Raw genomic sequence first — 17,321 nt, forward strand, 5'->3', positions numbered from 1 at the left:
GGATCGACAGACCGCCGATGGCTTATACCCTTTTGACAGTTGCCCTGGGCGGTGCCCTTGGGGCGTCCTTACGTGCATGGATCGGCCTGATGCTTGTCCGTGACGGGTTTCCCGTTGCCGTTCTGACCGTCAATGTTCTGGGCAGTTTCGCGATGGGCGTCCTGTTCGTCGTTCTGTCGCGGCATGGCCTGCCTCAGTGGCAGCCGTTCCTGATGACCGGCGTTCTGGGTGGGTTCACCACGTTTTCGGCGTTTTCGCTGGAAACCCTTATGTTGGTGGAACGTGGGGCTTGGGGGCAGGCGGGCGCGTATGTCGGGCTGTCTGTCGGCCTGTCGGTCGCGGCGCTCGCCGCGGGTCTTTGGATCGCGAGGAGTTTCGCATGAGTGGCGTGCAGACAATTACAGTGGGCACGGGAGAGGGCGAGCAGCGGTTGGACCGTTGGCTGCGCCGCAGGTTCCCGAACGTGACGCAGGGCTTCGTCGAAAAGGGGTGCCGCAAGGGCGACATCCGTGTCGACGGGGGCCGCGTCAAGGCCAGCACGCGCGTCGAGGAAGGTCAGGCCGTCCGCGTGCCGCCCATCCCCGACGGGCAGGCCCCGGCCGCCCCCCGCCGCGAAAAGGTCGCGAAGGCGGATGCCGAGATGATCCGCTCCTGCGTCATCTATCGCGACGAGCATATCATCGCGCTGAACAAGCCACCCGGCCTCGCCTCCCAAGGTGGCAGTGGACAGACACGGCACGTCGACGGGTTGGGCGATGCCCTGCGGTTCGACAGTGACGAACAACCCCGTCTGGTTCACCGTCTGGACAAGGACACCTCCGGCATTCTGATCATGGCGCGCAGCCGTCTGACGGCGGCGAAGATGTCCGAAGCCTTTCAGGAGCGTGAGACCCGCAAGATCTATTGGGCGGCGATCGCCGGCGTTCCGAACCCCCGCAAGGCAACCATCAAGTACGGGTTGGTCAAGGCCGGCGGTGGCGGCGACGGGGGCGGTGAAAAGATGCGTGCCGTGCACCCCCGCGAGATGGGGGAGGTCAAGGGCGCCAAGAACGCGACGACCGATTATGCCGTTCTGGACAGCCTCGGATCCCGTGCGTCATGGGTTGCACTTGTCCCGATCACGGGCCGCACGCACCAGTTGCGCGCCCATATGGCCGAGATCGGGCACCCCATCGTCGGTGATGGCAAATACGGCGGATCCGGGCAGGAAAACATGGGCGACGGCTGGGGCGCCAGCCTTGGGGGGGAAATCAGCCGCAAGCTGCACCTGCATGCGCGGTCCCTGACGATGGTGCATCCGATGACGGGCGCCAGGCTGCATCTGACGGCGCCACTGCCCGAGCATATGCAGAATACCTGGAACATGATGGGCTGGTCCGGGGCTGACGTGCCCGTGGATCCCTTCGACGAGGACGATGCCTGAGGTGCTGGCGCTGTTCGACGTCGATGGGACCTTGATCGACAGCGCCCCGCTGATCGTTGACACGATGGCGCGGGCTTTTGCATCGGCGGGCCTGCCGGCGCCCGACCCCTGCGCCGTGCGGGCCCGGATCGGCATTTCCCTGCCGCTGATGGTGGCGGGGCTGATCCCGGATCATCCGCAAACCGTGCAGGACGGGGTGGTCGACGGCTATCGCCAAGCCTTTGCCGCCGCGATGGATGCGGGGCCTGCGCCACCGCTCTACCCCGGTGTGGCACGGGGGCTGGCACAGCTTACGTCGGCTGGCGTGACCTTGGGCATCGCCACCGGCAAATCACGGCGCGGGGTCGAACGCTTGCTGTCGGAACATGATTGGCGCCCGCTTTTTGCCACCTGCCAATGCGCCGATGATCACCCTTCCAAGCCGCATCCATCCATGATCCTGACCGCGATCCGCGATACGGGCGCAACGGCGGCCGGGACGGTGATGATCGGCGATTCGATATACGACATGCAGATGGCCAGAGCCGCCGCGGTACAGCCGCTTGGCGTATCCTGGGGCTATGCCAGCCCGGATGACCTTGCGGCATCCGGGGCAGGGGACATTGCCACCGATTTTGGCGATCTGGTCCACACTTTGCTAAAGAGGCACTCATGAGCGAATGGAAAGCGAAACGGTTCTGGAAAGATGCGTCGGTCGTTGCGGAGGGGCAGGGATATACGGTTCAGTTGGACGGTCGCCCGGTTCGCAGCCCCCTCAAGACACTGGTGACGATGCCGACGCGGTCCCTGGCCACAGCCGTCGCCGATGAATGGCAGGCGCAGGAAGAGCGGATCGACCCATTGTCCATGCCGCTGACGCGCGCGGTCAACGCCACGCTCGACAAGGTCGTGCCCCAACAGGCGGAGGTGGTCGCGAACCTTGCGGAATATGGCGGGTCCGACCTGCTGTGTTATCGTGCCGGCGCCCCGGCAGAACTGGTCGCGCAGCAGGACGCGCGGTGGAATCCGGTACTGGACTGGGCGGAAACCGCGCTTTCGGCCCGTCTGGTCACGACCGTCGGCGTCATTCCGGTCGCGCAGGATGCAGCGGCACTCGGCATGCTGCGCGCCCGCGTCGCCGACCTTTCGGTATGGGAGCTGACGGCCTTCAGCGAGTTCGTCACCCTGTCGGGCAGCCTGATCCTCGCGCTTGCCGTGATGGAGGGGCACCTGAGCCCGCCGGAGGCATGGAATCTGTCCCGTCTGGATGAAGAATGGCAGATCGCCCAGTGGGGAGAGGACGAGGCTGAAGCCGCCCTCGTCGCCCGCAAACGGGCCGCGTTCCTTCAGGCGTGGACCTATCTAGGACACCTGCGCGCAGCCTGATTTCCTGCGCCGCTGTCAGATCGGGCAGATGCCTGTCGGATCCGCCATCCAGATGGGCATCTGCCCGCTTTTCCGGCATCTCCCCTTGACCTTCGTGCGGTGGTCTGGCCTCTTCCAAGGCCAGTGAGGGGGGTGAACATCCTCACGAAAACCAAATCGTCACCGCGAATGCGGGGCGATGTCGTCCGGTTCCTGCCGGGCGGAACATCAGGAAGAGGTTAACTCATGAATAAATCCGTACTCCTCGGCACCCTTGCCTTTGCAGGCTTGGCCGCTGCCGGCGCGTCGGCTGCAACCCTGGACGACGTGAAGGCACGCGGAACGCTGAACTGTGGTGTGACCACGGGCGTTCCCGGCTTTGCCGAGCCCGATTCGGATGGTGTTTGGCAGGGCTTCGACGTCGCTGTCTGCCGTGCCGTTGCCGCGGCTGTCCTGGGTGACGGCGATGCCGTGACCTTCGTGCCCACGACCGGCAAGACGCGCTTTACCGCGCTGGCCTCGGGCGAAATCGACATGCTGGCCCGGAACACCACCTGGACCTTCTCGCGCGACACCGACCTCAAGTTCGATTTCGTCGGCGTGAACTACTACGACGGACAGGGCTTCATGGTCCCCGCCGATCTGGGTGTCTCCTCGGCAACCGAACTCGACGGCGCGACCGTCTGCATTCAGACCGGCACCACGACCGAGCTGAACCTCGCGGACTTCTTCCGCGTCAACGGCATGTCCTACGAGCCCGTTCCGATCGAGACCGGTGCGGAAGCCGTGCAGCAGTATCTCGCCGGTGCCTGCGACGTCTACACGACCGACCGTTCGGCCCTGGCCGCACAGCGCGCCGGTTTCGAGACGCCGTCCGACAGCGTGATCCTGCCCGAGGTCGTCTCCAAGGAGCCGCTCGGCCCGCTTGTCCGTCACGGCGACAGCGAATGGGGCGACATCGTCCGCTGGACGCTGAACGCGCTGATCTCGGCTGAAGAGCTGGGCGTCACGCAGGCCAACGTCGAAGAGATGGGTTCCGCCCCCGGCGACAACCCCGAGATCAACCGTCTGCTGGGCACCGAAGGTGAGCTGGGCGCGATGATCGGTCTCGACGCGACCTGGGCCAAGGATGCGATCGCAGTCGGCGGCAACTACGGCGAAGTGTTCGACAACAACATCGGCGAAGCCACCGCAATCGGTCTGGCCCGTGGACTGAACGCTCAATACACCGACGGCGGCCTCATCTACTCGCCCCCGTTCCGGTAAAAACGACGATGGAGGGCGCGGCGCAGGTCGCGCCCTTCTTATTTCAGACACAACGATAATCCCGCGGGAAGGGACTGACGCGTTCAACGCATCAGCGAACGGCAAAGCGGCATCAGACCGCGACGTTCAGGGAAACCCGATGGGACACGGGGAAATCTTATGACAACGATGACCGATCCGCCGCATGCGGAAGGGTTCCGCATTGGGCAGCTCATCAACGACACCCGATACCGGTCCTATACCTTCCAGTTCATTGCCCTGGTTCTGCTGATCCTCGGGTTCAGCTGGCTTGCCTACAACGCGTCCCAGAACGATCAGTTGCAGGCAAACGGCTTCAGCTACGATTTCCTGTTTGCGCAGGCCGGCTATGACATCAACCAGCAGCCGATCCCCTACACGTCCCAGGATACGCACCTGCGGGCCACGATCATCGGTGCGATCAACACCCTGATCGTCGCGTTCCTCGCCTGTGTGACGGCCACGATCTTCGGGGTCATCGCGGGCGTTCTGCGCCTGTCCAACAACTGGATCATTTCCAAGTTGATGGCCGTCTACGTCGAGATGTTCCGCAACATCCCCGTGCTGATCTGGATCATCATCATCTTCACGGTCGCGGCGAACACCTTCCCGCCGATTTCCGAATTCCGCCTGCCGCGTGACGGTTCCGACCCGGAAAGGGGACTGCTGTTCGGCATGTTTGCCGCCACCAACCAGGGTGTCTTCATTCCGCGCCTCGTCTTCGAAGGTCTCGGCTGGATTGTCGGCGTGACATTCCTTGCCAGCATCGCGGGCATCTTCGCGTGGAAATCCCACGTCAAGAAAAAGCTATATGACGAAGGCCGCGTCCTGCCGGTCCTCTGGCCGTCGATCGCCATCCTGCTGGTCCCGACGATCGTCATGTACTTCATCCTCGGGATGCCGGTTTCGATCGAGAACCCGGAGATGGGCCGCTTCCGTTTCGAAGGTGGCTTCCTGATGCGGCCGTCGTTGATCGCCCTGTGGTTTGCCCTGTCGATCTATACCGGTGCCTTCATCGCCGAGAACGTGCGTGCGGGCATCCTCGCAATCTCCAAGGGTCAGACGGAGGCCGCCGCCGCACTCGGCTTGCGGCCGGGTCGCATCATGTCTCTGGTCGTGCTGCCGCAGGCTCTGCGCGTGATCATTCCGCCGCTGATCTCGCAGTATCTGAACATCACCAAGAACACGTCGCTGGCGATTGCCGTGGGTTACATGGATCTGACCGGCACGCTGGGCGGGATCACGTTGAACCAGACGGGCAGGGCGCTGGAATGCATCCTGCTGCTCATGCTGTTCTACCTCACGTTCTCGCTCGCGATTTCGGCAATCATGAACGTCTACAACAACTCCGTTAAGCTGAAGGAGCGCTGAGCATGAGCGATACACACGCCCAGTCCGTCGCCTTCGTGAGAACGAAGGAAATCGCCGCCAAGGCGCCGCCGGTCACCGACTCGGGGGCTGTCAAATGGGTCCGGGACAACCTCTTTTCGGGGCCGTTCAACACCATCATGACGATCCTCGGGATCATCATCGTCGCCTACCTTCTGTCGGGCCTCATCCCGTGGATCGTCAACGGCACGTGGGAGGGCGACAACATCCAGGAATGCCGCGCCATCCTCGCGGGGAACGGCGGCGGTTGCTTCGCGGTCATCGCCGACCGCTGGCCGCAGCTGCTGTTCGGGTTCCAGTATCCCGACTACCTGCGCTGGCGCCCGACACTGGCTTTCCTGCTGTTGTTCCTTGCCGTGCCGCCCGCGCTGTTCATCATGTTCCTTCCGCGTTGGACGCTGATCGCGACGGTGGTCTATCCGTTCATCGCCTACTACCTGATCTGGGGCGGCACGATCCTGTCCCCTCTGGTCGCCGCCCTTGCGCTGGCTGGGGGATACCTCGTGTTTCACCGCGTCGAACGCCGCGGCTTCGTTCAGGGCCTTGGCGCCGGTGTGGTGGCCGCGATCCTGATCGTCTGGATCGGCGGGTTCATCGCCTCTGCCGGGTCGAACGTCCTGGCGTTGGAGACGGTCGAAAGCCGGGCCATGGGGGGCTTCATGCTCAACATGATCCTGGGCGTCGTCTGCGTGTCCCTGTCGATCCCGCTTGGCATCCTGCTGGCGCTTGGACGGCAATCCAGCCTGCCGATCGTCAAGGGTTTCTGCGTGGTGTTCATCGAGTTCGTGCGCGGCGTTCCCCTGATCACGCTGCTGTTCGTGGCGAACGTGGTTCTGGCCTACTTCCTGCCGCCGAATGCGAACTTCGACCTGATCATCCGGGTGATCATCATGATCACGATGTTCTCGTCGGCCTATATCGCCGAGGTGATCCGGGGTGGCCTCGCCGCTTTGCCGAAGGGGCAATACGAAGCCGGTGACAGCCTTGGTCTGGACTATGCCCAGAACATGCGCCTGATCATCCTGCCGCAGGCCATGAAGATCTCCATCCCCGGCATCGTCAACGTCGCCGTGGGCCTGTTCAAGGACACGACGCTGGTTTCGGTGATCTCCATGTTCGACCTCGTCGGCATGATCCGGGGTCCGATCCTGTCCTCGACCCAGTGGACGGGCGTCTATTGGGAACTGTGGGCCGCGGCCTGCGTCCTCTTCTTCACCGTATGCTACGGTATCTCGCAATATTCGCAGTGGCTGGAACGCCAGCTGCGAACCGACCATCGCTAAGGAGATCAGACATGGCCATGGCTGACACCAACACCCCGCCCGCCCAGATGCAGGTCTCTGACGAGGTCGCGATCACCATCAAGGGCATGAACAAGTGGTACGGTCAGTTCCACGTGCTGCGCGACATCGACCTGACGGTGCAGCGCGGCGAGCGGATCGTGATCTGCGGACCCTCCGGGTCCGGCAAGTCCACGCTGATCCGCTGCATCAATGCGCTGGAGGAGCATCAGCAGGGCAGCATCACCGTCGACGGCACGCCCCTGTCTTCGGACCTCAAGAACATCGACAAGATCCGGTCCGAGGTCGGGATGTGCTTTCAGCACTTCAACCTGTTCCCGCATCTGACCATTCTGGAGAACTGCACGCTTGCGCCGATCTGGGTCCGCAAGACGCCCAAGAAGGAAGCCGAAGAGACGGCGATGTACTTCCTCGAGAAGGTCAAGATCCCCGACCAGGCCAACAAGTACCCCGGTCAGCTTTCGGGTGGTCAGCAGCAGCGCGTCGCCATCGCGCGGTCGCTGTGCATGAAGCCGCGCATCATGCTGTTCGATGAGCCGACGTCCGCCCTCGACCCCGAGATGATCAAGGAGGTGCTGGACACGATGATCCAGCTTGCCGAGGAAGGGATGACCATGCTCTGCGTGACGCACGAGATGGGCTTTGCCCGGCAGGTCGCCAACCGCGTCATCTTCATGGATGCCGGTCAGATCGTGGAGCAGAACGAGCCCGAGAGCTTCTTCCTTAACCCGCAGAACGAGCGCACCAAGCTGTTCCTGAGCCAGATCCTCGGACACTGAGCCGCACCTGAGACCCGCTCAGTCAAAGTAAAAAGCCGTCCGGTTCCGATAGGGCCGGGCGGCTTTCTTGTTCCTTAACAGGCTCGGTGATCGCGGTGGAGACATTCGTCTTGGCTATCGCCGGAGAGCGCGTTGGGCGTGCGACGGTGATACGGATTGCCCAGCCGTGCCGCACGTCGGGCGGTGGCGCCTCCTCCATGCGGTCGGAAAGGTCGTCAGGGTGCGGGCCCGGTTCAGACCCGGATACCCTGAAGCGCGGCGGCCCTTTGTTCGCGTGTCAGAACCTTCGGCGTGGCCGTAGGGGCGCCTTCGTCGTCGAAGAACGGGCTGTTACGCCATTCGCCGTTCAGGTTCTTGGCGGCGATGCGGGTCGCCATTCGGGCGACCATGCGCCCTGCGCCGATGTGCTTGTGCCCACCACCCGGGACCGGCTTGAAACCTTCCACGACCGGCTTGCCGACACGCTCCGGCTGGTCGAGGCGGTCGGTATTGATCCCGACGTGCACGGCGCGCGCCTTGGTCGGCGTGAAGAACAGCGGCGTGTCGCAGCATTTCGCATACCACCGCAGCGCGCCCTTGCCTGACAGGCGGAACACGCGCAGGTGTTCCCCCCCTTGGGTGATCTTCACACGGTCCTGCGTCGTTTGCAGGATGCCGACCTTCTCGGGATCGGCCAGTCCGAAATGCGTGTAGGCGGAGCGGCAATCGGCGCAATGGCAAACGATGTTGGTATAGGCCGCGGGCGTCACGTCCGTGATTTCGCCCCGCAGCTTGCCGCAAGTACAAGCAAAGCCGAGATGCTCTCCCACCGGTCAGACCGCGACGTTGGGCGAGGGGCCGGGATCGTTGTCCACGATCTTGAGGTTGGACTTTCCGGGTTTGGCGTCACCACCGGCGTTCGCGTCAATGAACTCCAGCACCAGCGGACGGATGTTCCGCCGCCATGATCCACCGGCGAAGATACCATAGTGGCCGGCCTCCGGCTCCAGGTAGCTGGCCTTCTTGTCGTCGGGCAGGCCGGTGAGCATGTCGAGGGCGGCGACACACTGGCCGGGGGCCGAAATGTCGTCCTTGCCGCCCTCGACCGTCTTGACGGCGACCGAGGTGATCTTGCCGATATCGACCATGTGGCCATCCACGACGAAGTTGTTCTGCGCGATTTCGAGGCCCTTGAAGATGCGCTCGACGGTCGAGAGGTAGAACTCGGCCGGCATGTCCATCACGGCGAGGTATTCGTCGTAGAACTTGTTGTGGCGATCCTGATCCGAGGCGGTACCGGCGGCGACGGCAAGGATCTGGTTCCACATGGCCTTGCCGTGGGTTTCGGCGTTCATCGACACGAAGGACGACAATTGCAGCAGACCGGGATAGACCATCCGCCCGACGCCCGCATGCTGGAAGCCCACGCGCTGAATCATGCTCTGTTCCAGTTGGCCCATGGTGACGCGACGCCCGAAATCGGTGACATCGGTGGCGGCCGCATCGGGGTCGATCGGGCCACCGATCAGGGTCAGGGTGCGTGGCTGCGCCTCCGGGTCCTGTTCCGCCAGAAGGGCGGTCGCGGCCAGGGTCAGGGGCGCGGGCTGACAGACGGCGATGACGTTGATGTCGGGCCCCAGCTCCTTCATGAAATCGACGAGGTAGAGGGTGTAATCCTCGACGTCGAATTTGCCCGCACTGACCGGAATGTCGCGGGCATTGTGCCAGTCGGTGACGAAGACGTCGGCATCCGGCAACAGGCTGACCACGGTGCTGCGCAGCAGCGTGGCATAGTGGCCGGACATCGGCGCAACCAGAAGGATTCGCCGCGCCATGGGTGCACGACCCTGTACCGCAAAGCGGATCAGGTCGCCGAACGGACGTTCGAGAACGATTTCCACATCGACAGGATGATCGCGTCCATCGGTGCCGGAACTGGGGGGGATGTTCCAGTCGGGCTTGACGATCATGCGATTGAAGCTGCGTTCCGTGACCTCGCCCCATGCGGCCATCATCTTGACGGCAGGCAACGGGGACAGGGCAAAAGCGGGGTAGGACGCCATCGTGCGGGCGGTTGCACCCATCCACGCGTTGGTGTTGCGAACGGTTTCCATAAAGTCGTAGGCGGCCATGAAACGCATAATACCAGCTCCTTCCCGGGCGGTCCGGGGAACGTAGACGCACGGACCTCCGTTTGTCTTTTGTCGCTGCACCTGTTCTGATGCAGTTATGCTGTTAGCAGTCGCAGCATTTTGGGGGGATATCAAGAAATGAGCGCGGATGATCGCGAAAGCGGCGGAAAACGTGGCGGCGCCGAAACAGCCGGGGGGGCGGCTCCGGAGGCGCTTTCGAAGCTGAATACCAACCTTGCGCGGATCGACGAACTGACCAAGCGACTGGTCGGTGCGCTGTCGACGAAACGATCCTCCGATCACGGATTGCAGGGGCCGGGTCCGGAACTCTACGCCAAGGCGATGGCCGCCTATTGGGCCGAGATGGCCGCGAACCCCGGCAAGCTGATCGAACGGCAGGTCGGGTATTGGGGACAGGCCCTGAAGCACGCGGTCGAGGCACAGGCGGCCCTTTCGACGGGCAAGCCGGTCGCCCCCGTGGACAATCATCCGAAGGACCGACGCTTTTCCGACCCGATGTGGTCCGAGCATCCCTATTACAATTTCCTGAAACAGCAGTACCAGATCAGCGCGCAGGCCATTCAGGACACCGTTGGCGAGTTGGAGGGGCTGGACCAGCGCGACAAGCAGCGGGTGGAATTCTTTAGCCAGCAGATCGTCGACCTGTTCGCACCGACCAACTTCCTTGCGACCAACCCTGAGGCGATGACGCGGGCCGTCGCGACGGAGGGCGAGAGCCTCGTGCGCGGGCTCGAAAACCTCGTGCGCGATATCGAGGCGAACGAGGGCGACTGGCTCGTCACCCTGTCGGATCCCGATGCCTTTCAGGTCGGCGGCAATATCGGCGCCACCGAAGGCAGCGTCGTGTTCCGCAACCGGATGTTCGAGTTGATCCAGTATGCGCCGACCACCGAAAAGGTGCAGCGCACGCCGATCGTCCTGTTCCCGCCGTGGATCAACAAGTTCTACGTTCTGGACCTGAAGCCGCAGAACAGCCTGATCAAGTGGATCGTCGATCAGGGATACACCCTGTTCGTCGTCAGCTGGGTCAACCCGGACGCCAGCTATGCGGACGTCACGATGTCGACCTACGTAGACGAAGGCTATCTGACCGCGATCGATGTCGTGAAGGAAGTGACCGGCGAAGAGCAGGTCAATGCCATCGGCTACTGTATCGCCGGCACGACCCTGTCTCTGGTTCTGGCCCTTCTGGCGCGGCGCAAGGACGCCTCTGTCAGATCCGCGACGTTCTTCACCACCTTGGCTGATTTCGAGGACCCGGGCGAGATGAGCGTCTTCCTCGATGATGACTTCGTCGACGGGATCGAGCGGGAGGCGGGCGCCAAGGGCTACCTCGACAAGTTCTTCATGGGGCGGACGTTCAGCTATCTGCGGTCCCGCGACCTGATCTATGGCCCGGCGATCAAGTCCTACATGCTGGGTGAGACGCCGCCTGCGTTCGACCTGCTGTATTGGAACGGCGACGGGACGAACCTGCCCGGGCCGATGGTGACGGAATACCTGCGCAAGCTGTGTGTCGGTAACCTGCTGGCTGGCGAAGGGTTCGACCTGATGGGGGAGGAGGGGCTGACACTGGCCGACGTCAAGACGCCGCTTTGCGCCATCGCCTGCGAGACGGATCACATCGCCCAATGGAAAGGCGCATGGAACTCCGTCGAGAAGATGGGCGCGCGCGACAAGACGTTCGTCCTGTCGCAATCGGGCCATATCGCCGGAATCGTGAACCCGCCGTCGCGCAACAAGTACGGGCATTACACCAACGACGGCGATACGCGGCCTGCGACGGCCGATGCCTGGCTGGAAGGTGCCACCTTCCACGAAGGGTCCTGGTGGCCACGGTGGGACGCGTGGATCCGGCCCCGGTCCGGTCGCAAGGTCGACGCCCGTGAACCCGGCGGTCCGAACCATCCGATCCTCGGCCCCGCGCCGGGGACCTACGTCATGCCGAGGAAAGCGAAGCCCGGGACGCCCTGACGGGGGCAGGTGTTCCGGGCACCTTGCAAGGGGCCCGTTGACCCGGTCCGATGTCCGGACCGGGCCGCAGGGGGCGGTAAAACAAGGGCGGATCCTGCGTTGTCGCTGTCTGATGCTGCAGCGCAGAAAAAGGTTGAAATGCTGCAACGCAGCATGTATATGTCTCTCAGACGCAGAGGATAGTCTTCCGGCTAAGCGGAAGCCCTACTGACCGAGAGAGGAATTACAAATGACCAAGACCGTTGATTTCACCAAGACTCTGACCGACATGATGGCAGCGTTCCCTGTCGACAACTCCGCGATGACCGAAGCGTTCAAGACGCAGGCCGCCTTCGCCGAAAAGATGTCCAAGGTTGCCATGGATGCCGCCGAGAAGTCGGCCGAAGTGTCGCACAAGTGGACCCGTGAGACCCTGGCCAAGATGGCGCCGATCGCCTCCGTCAAGGAAGAGCCTGCGGATTACGCCAAGTCCATGACCGACTTTGCATCGGCTTCCGCCGAAGTCGCCGCCGAAAACATGGCCGCCTTCGCCGAGATCGCCAAGAAGGTCCAGATGGACACCGTCGAGCTGATGATGGCTGCCGGCAAGGAAGCCCAGGAAGACGCAACTGCCGCCGTCAAGAAGGCGACCGCAGAGGCGACGACCGCCACGAAAAAAGCCGCAGCGAAATAAGCTGTCGCTGACATAGCCGCCTTCCTCCTCCCTTGGGGGCGGCGATCGGAGGGGTGGGACGCAAATTTCTGGCGTCCCACCCTTTTTCTTTGTCGGCGCCGTGCAAACCTTCGGTATATGATCTGCCGTTTTCGTTTGCGCATTGCTGCGTGTGCGGTAGGTTATTCTGCACCGCAACACGGAAGGCACGGCTATGACGGACGAAAGCAAACCGCTTCTGATCAAGCGCTACGCCAGCCGCAGGCTGTATAACACGGAGACCAGCGACTACGTCACGCTGGAGGATATCGCCGGGTTCATCCGCGCAGGCCGCGAAGTTCAGATCGTGGACCTCAAGTCGGGGGATGATCTGACACGGTCCTATCTTCTGCAGATCATCGCAGAACACGAATCAAAGGGCGAATCCGTCCTGCCGCTTGGGGTTCTGACCGATCTGGTGCGGTCCTACACGGGCGCTGCGCAATCGGTCGTTCCGGATTTCCTTGCCTCCAGCTTCGAGATGCTGAGGTCGGGGCAATCGCAGATCGTCGAGAACATGACCTCGATCAATCCGATGGCCCAGATGCCGGGTCTCAAGGCGATGCAGGATCAGCAGGCCGCGTTCTTCAAGGCGATGACGGGCGGTTGGGCACCGGCGGCGGAACAGCCCGCGACTTCAAGCGTCTCGGAAGATGGTGCCAAGTCGAAAGAGGAGTTGGACGCCATTCGCAAACAGCTCGCGGAAATGCAGGCCATGCTGGCGAAGATGAACAAGTAAAGACGGCCGGGAACGGTTCGCGGATCGCGGGGCGGGCACCTTTTGCGTGCCCTCCGGGCCAGTGGGCCGTCACACGATCGGAGACTGACAAAAACACCCGGCCTGAACGGTCGGGTGTTTTGCGTTGAAAGGTGGCCTTACTGAGCCGGAACGTAGCGCTCCAGAAGCACGCGCACGGGCCCCCGATCATCCGCCGAGACGAGGCGCACGGCGAGTTGATAGCTGCCCGGCAGGAGGCGCGTCGCCATGTAGCTGTCCAACCCGACCGGGCCGTCGTCGTTCTCCGCCACACGGCGCCCGACCCGATCGAACAGGACAATGACCGGATCCGCGCCCGTCGTGCCGATGGCTTCGCTGACCACAAGCCCGCCACTGGGCAGGTCGAAGCGCAGCCATTGCGCATCCCCGGTGGCGTTGATGTCCAGCACGGCACTGGTGGACACAGCCCCGAGATCCGTGACCGGAATGACGTCGGCGGGTGTAGGGGCCAGTTCGGCGGCGTTCAATCGGCGCAGCCGATCGGCCGCCGGATCGAAGGTGGTGATGCCCACGCGGATGATGTTCTCGGTTCCGTTTAAGTCTTCCATCTCGACGCAATATTCGCCGGGGGCGAGGGCGCCCGTCATGTCGATCTGGCTGTCGAGACCATTCGCGTCGTCATTCTCGGCCAGCTGATTGCCCGCCGCATCCAGCAGACGGATAAGCGGGTCGCCTTCCGCGCTTTCGGCCGTAACGGTCAATGGTGTTGCTTCCGCAAGGGAAAACGCCCAGCCGGGCACACCGCTGACGGGTCCATCGGCATACAACCCGCCGTCCAGTTGCCCGATGGAAAGATCATCCCCCAGACGCGCGACACTGTCGGTGCCGCAGGTCCCGCCGGTGCCGGACGGTTGCACGAGGGTCCCGTCTGCTGCGGCGATGATGTTTGCCTGTTGCGCCGGGCTGTTGCCCAGCAGGGCCTCGTGCGACGTTCTGCCGATCCGCACGGCAACGTCGGTCACACCGGATTCGTAGCTGCGCGCGGCCAGGCAATAGGTGCCGGCGTCGAGAGTGGTTTCCACCCGGCTGGCAAAGTCGCCGCCCGAGTCGTCGTCCGCCGCGACCTCCGTCCCCGCGGCGTCATAGACCGAAATATAGGGATCGCCCGCCGGTTGGGCCGCCACCTCGATACGCAGGTCGGTCGGACCGGACAGGGTGAACATTCGCACGAGATGCCCGGCAATCGGGATTTGACCGTTCGCATCGATGGCCGCGCCCGCCATCAGGATATCTGAGTCCTCCTGCGATCCACCGACCCATTCACCCACGATGCTGATGCCACCGCAGATCGCGTTCTGCGCCATTGCCGGCGCAGCGCCGATGGTGAGGAGGGCCGTTGCCGTCAGAAGGGATTTCATGCGGGATGCTCCGAATTCATATGCGACATGCGGTGGGACCCTAAGCGGGCAGGGACCATCCGGCAAGCGTCAGGTCAGACCGGCGAACACCTCCTCCAATGCGGCGGACAACTTGGTGAACATTTCGTCCATCTGCGCATCCGTCATGGTGAATGGCGGGCATAGGACGATCGATTGGCCCAGTGGTCGACAGATCAGGCCGTGGTCCGTGCAGGTATTCGCGATGCGTTCGGACACCGAAAGATGCCCCTCCCACGGGGTCTTGGTCGCCTTGTCCTTTACCGCTTCCAATGCGCCCATCAAGCCACGGCCCCGGGCTTCGCCGATATGGGGGTGCTGCGCGATGCGGGCCATCCCGGCCTCGAACGCGGGGGTCAGGCGTTGGACATTCGCCAGCAATTCCGATTGCACGAGGTCGATGGCCTTCAGCGCGATGGCACAGCCCACCGGGTGGCCCGACGCGGTGAAGCCATGGGGGAATTCCTCGATCACCTCGGTCGCACGTTGCAGACGGTCCGACAGATCCGGCCCGAGGATCACGGCGCCCATCGGGAAGTAGCCCGCCGTCAGCGCCTTGGACGAAATGATCGCATCGGGCACGAAGTCGTAGCTTTCGCAGCCCCACATCGCACCGGTCCGCCCGAGGCCGGTGATCACCTCGTCCGCGATCACGGGGATGCCATGCGCACGCAGGATCGGCAGGATCGTCTCAAAATACCCTTCGGACGGGGGGATCACGCCGCCTGCGCCCTGAACGGGTTCCGCAAAGAAACCGGCGATCGTGTCCGCACCCTCGCGGGCGATCATCTCCTCCAACTCCGCGCCGAGGCGGGCGGTGAACGCGGCCTCGGATTCGCCCTCGCGGCCTTCGCGCCAATAGTGCGGGCAGGTCAGGTGCAGGAAGCCGGGCAGCGGCAGGCCGAAGACCGCGTTGTAGGGCTTGGCCGTCATCGACGCGCTGACCGCGGTCACCCCGTGATAGGCGTTGCCCCGCGTGATGATCTTGCGCGCCTGCGGACGCCCCTCTGCGGCATGCAGGAACCACAGCATCTTGACCATCGTGTCGTTCGCCTCGGAGCCGGAGTTCGTGTAGAACACGCGACCCGTTTCGAAGGGCGATACCTCGACCAGCTTTTCGGACAGCATCACCGTCTGATCCGTCATCCGCCCGAAGAACGCATGGTAGCCGGGCATCCGCGCATATTGATCCTGCGCGACCTTCGTCAGGCCGGCGTGGTCGAACCCCGCGATCATGTTCCAAAGGCCCGAATTCGCGTCGAGATAGCGCTTGCCTTCGGTATCGATGACGTAGGGGCCTTCCCCATGCGTCAGAACGACGGTGCCGCGTGCGGCGATGGAGGGCAGGTCGGTGAAGCCGAAGAAGGTCGCCGCCTTGGCGCGCGCGTCCCATGAATTCGGCAGGCTGGAGTCGGCCATTGGTCGTCCCTTGTTATTGGTTGGCAAAGCGTAATCATGCCGCGTGACCGACGTCCATGCGCGTCCTTCCTGCATCACCTTCGTGGCAAAAATGTCGGCCATGTGTCGCCTGTTCTTTCCACCGCTTTCGGCGGACGGCACGATGGCCCGAGGGGGATGGAATGCCATGACGACGACATTCTTTGGTGCGATCGCCGACGATTTCACCGGGGCAACGGACCTTGCGGCCATGCTTGCGCGTGCCGGCGTGCCCGTAACGTTGCGGATCGGGGTGCCCGACAAGGCCGAGGCTTCGACCGCGTTCGAGGTTATCGCCCTCAAGATCCGGACCATTCCGTCCGATGAGGCAGTGGCCGAGGCGCGGGCCGCCCTGCGCTGGCTGACGCAGAAGGGTGCCCGGCGGATCTTCTGGAAGTACTGCTCCACGTTCGATTCCACGGCGCGTGGCAATATCGGTCCTGTCGCGGATGCATTGATGTCCGATCTGCGCACGGATCAGACGGTGCATTGTCCCGCTTTCCCTGAAAACGGACGCCGTGTGTTCATGGGCAACCTGTTCGTCGGGGAGCAGCTGCTGCACGAATCCCCGATGAAGGATCACCCCCTGACCCCGATGCGGGACGCGAACCTGATGCGCCTTCTGACCCCTCAGGTGCAGCGACAGGTCGGCCACGTGGCGTTCCCGACCGTGCGCGCAGGCGTCGCGCCGGTGCGCGATGCCCTGTCGCGTGTGCAAGGGCACATCATCGTCGATTCCATCGAGGACGCCGATCTGCATGTCGTCGCCGAGGCCTGTCAGGACATGCCGCTCTTGTGCGGGGGCTCTGCCATCGCGCAGCCACTGCCTGCACTCTGGCGCGAAACGGGCGTGATGTCCGCGCCTGTCGACGACCCGCTGCCGACGCCGGGACCCGGTCGTATCGTTCTGTCGGGGTCGTGTTCGGCCATGACGCGGGCGCAGGTGGGGGCCTACCTCAAGACAGCCGTCGGCTATCGTCTCGACCCGCTGGAACTGGCGCAGGGGGGGCTCAAGGAAGTTCGCGCATGGCTGGCGGCACAGGACCCGAACGCCGACAAGATCGTCTTCGCCACGGCAGAGCCGAAATCGGTTCTGGCCGCACAGGAAGCCCTGGGCGTTGCCCGTGCAGGCGCGCTCGTCGAAGATGCCCTCGCTCAGCTTGCCCGTGACGCGGTCGCGCAGGGCATCGGTCAGATCGTCGTCGCAGGCGGCGAGACGAGCGGGGCCGTCACACGCGCGCTGGACGTCGATCGCCTTCGCATCGGACCGGAAATCGCGCCGGGTGTGCCATGGTGCTTTGCCGGGAACGACGTGGCCGTCGCGCTGAAGTCCGGCAATTTCGGGACGGAGACTTTCTTTGCGGATGCGTTCGAAATGCTCTCTGCCGGGGGTGCCGTGGCGGCACAGTGACG

16 protein-coding genes are annotated in these 17,321 nt (G+C 63.5%); 12 read left to right on the forward strand and 4 right to left on the reverse strand.

Going from position 1 to position 17,321, the window contains the following annotated elements; genetic code table 11:
- The first annotated feature begins 17 nt into the window (after positions 1-17).
- The 8 genes from crcB to V6N07_RS00225 all read left to right on the forward strand — a co-directional run bounded on the left by crcB (position 18) and on the right by V6N07_RS00225 (position 7,520).
- Positions 18-383, forward strand: a complete 366-nt coding sequence (gene crcB / locus V6N07_RS00190) for a fluoride efflux transporter CrcB (protein WP_371153146.1) — start codon at positions 18-20, stop codon at positions 381-383.
- The gene (locus V6N07_RS00195; protein ID WP_371153147.1) at positions 380-1,423 is read left to right on the forward strand and encodes an RluA family pseudouridine synthase; all 1,044 of its coding nucleotides are present in this window, start codon (positions 380-382) and stop codon (positions 1,421-1,423) included. The genes crcB and V6N07_RS00195 overlap by 4 nt, the downstream gene beginning before the upstream one ends.
- Positions 1,416-2,078 carry an HAD-IA family hydrolase gene (locus V6N07_RS00200; protein WP_371153148.1) on the forward strand — a complete coding sequence of 221 codons (663 nt, stop codon included), beginning with the start codon at positions 1,416-1,418 and terminating at the stop codon, positions 2,076-2,078. Before V6N07_RS00195 ends, V6N07_RS00200 begins: the two co-directional genes overlap by 8 nt.
- A complete protein-coding gene (locus V6N07_RS00205; protein WP_371153150.1) occupies positions 2,075-2,788 on the forward strand; it encodes an ATP12 family chaperone protein in 714 nt (237 codons plus the stop codon). The genes V6N07_RS00200 and V6N07_RS00205 overlap by 4 nt, the downstream gene beginning before the upstream one ends.
- A 225-nt stretch (positions 2,789-3,013) precedes the next feature.
- A complete protein-coding gene (locus V6N07_RS00210) occupies positions 3,014-4,033 on the forward strand; it encodes an amino acid ABC transporter substrate-binding protein (protein ID WP_371153152.1) in 1,020 nt (339 codons plus the stop codon).
- 159 nt (positions 4,034-4,192) lie between these two features.
- Positions 4,193-5,422, forward strand: coding sequence for an amino acid ABC transporter permease (locus V6N07_RS00215; RefSeq protein ID WP_371153153.1), 1,230 nt, complete (start codon positions 4,193-4,195; stop codon positions 5,420-5,422).
- Positions 5,423-5,424: 2 nt separating this feature from the next.
- Positions 5,425-6,723, forward strand: a complete 1,299-nt coding sequence (locus V6N07_RS00220) for an amino acid ABC transporter permease (RefSeq protein WP_371153154.1) — start codon at positions 5,425-5,427, stop codon at positions 6,721-6,723.
- A gap of 17 nt (positions 6,724-6,740) precedes the next feature.
- Positions 6,741-7,520 (forward strand): amino acid ABC transporter ATP-binding protein, encoded by a 780-nt coding sequence (locus V6N07_RS00225; RefSeq protein ID WP_371155348.1) that lies wholly within the window; start codon positions 6,741-6,743, stop codon positions 7,518-7,520.
- A 233-nt stretch (positions 7,521-7,753) separates the two neighbouring features.
- Here the strand turns inward: V6N07_RS00225 and V6N07_RS00230 are convergent, their stop codons facing one another.
- Positions 7,754-8,329: a DUF6151 family protein gene (locus tag V6N07_RS00230; RefSeq protein WP_371153156.1), complete on the reverse strand. Its 576-nt coding sequence runs from the start codon at positions 8,327-8,329 to the stop codon at positions 7,754-7,756.
- 3 nt (positions 8,330-8,332) lie between these two features.
- Positions 8,333-9,640, reverse strand: a complete 1,308-nt coding sequence (gene phaZ / locus V6N07_RS00235; protein ID WP_371153157.1) for a polyhydroxyalkanoate depolymerase — start codon at positions 9,638-9,640, stop codon at positions 8,333-8,335.
- 129 nt (positions 9,641-9,769) lie between these two features.
- Here phaZ and phaC point away from each other — a divergent pair, with 129 nt between their 5' ends.
- The 3 genes from phaC to phaR all read left to right on the forward strand — a co-directional run bounded on the left by phaC (position 9,770) and on the right by phaR (position 13,056).
- On the forward strand, positions 9,770-11,626 hold the full coding sequence (gene phaC, locus V6N07_RS00240; protein WP_371153158.1) for a class I poly(R)-hydroxyalkanoic acid synthase: 1,857 nt from the start codon (positions 9,770-9,772) through the stop codon (positions 11,624-11,626).
- Between the two features lie 229 nt (positions 11,627-11,855).
- Positions 11,856-12,299: a phasin family protein gene (locus V6N07_RS00245; protein WP_371153159.1), complete on the forward strand. Its 444-nt coding sequence runs from the start codon at positions 11,856-11,858 to the stop codon at positions 12,297-12,299.
- 193 nt (positions 12,300-12,492) lie between these two features.
- Positions 12,493-13,056 carry a polyhydroxyalkanoate synthesis repressor PhaR gene (phaR, locus tag V6N07_RS00250; RefSeq protein ID WP_371153161.1) on the forward strand — a complete coding sequence of 188 codons (564 nt, stop codon included), beginning with the start codon at positions 12,493-12,495 and terminating at the stop codon, positions 13,054-13,056.
- A gap of 137 nt (positions 13,057-13,193) precedes the next feature.
- Here phaR and V6N07_RS00255 read toward each other — a convergent pair whose 3' ends face one another.
- Together V6N07_RS00255 and V6N07_RS00260 are read right to left on the reverse strand one after the other, a co-directional pair.
- Positions 13,194-14,453: an ABC transporter substrate-binding protein gene (locus V6N07_RS00255; protein WP_371153162.1), complete on the reverse strand. Its 1,260-nt coding sequence runs from the start codon at positions 14,451-14,453 to the stop codon at positions 13,194-13,196.
- A 69-nt stretch (positions 14,454-14,522) separates the two neighbouring features.
- On the reverse strand, positions 14,523-15,890 hold the full coding sequence (locus V6N07_RS00260; RefSeq protein ID WP_371153164.1) for an aminotransferase: 1,368 nt from the start codon (positions 15,888-15,890) through the stop codon (positions 14,523-14,525).
- 166 nt (positions 15,891-16,056) lie between these two features.
- Between V6N07_RS00260 and otnK the strand changes: the two genes are divergently transcribed.
- Positions 16,057-17,319 carry a 3-oxo-tetronate kinase gene (otnK, locus tag V6N07_RS00265; protein ID WP_371153165.1) on the forward strand — a complete coding sequence of 421 codons (1,263 nt, stop codon included), beginning with the start codon at positions 16,057-16,059 and terminating at the stop codon, positions 17,317-17,319.
- Positions 17,320-17,321 lie beyond the last annotated feature (2 nt).

Source organism: Jannaschia sp. 2305UL9-9, assembly GCF_041403465.1.
In the GTDB taxonomy this organism is placed as follows: Bacteria; Pseudomonadota; Alphaproteobacteria; order Rhodobacterales; family Rhodobacteraceae; genus Jannaschia.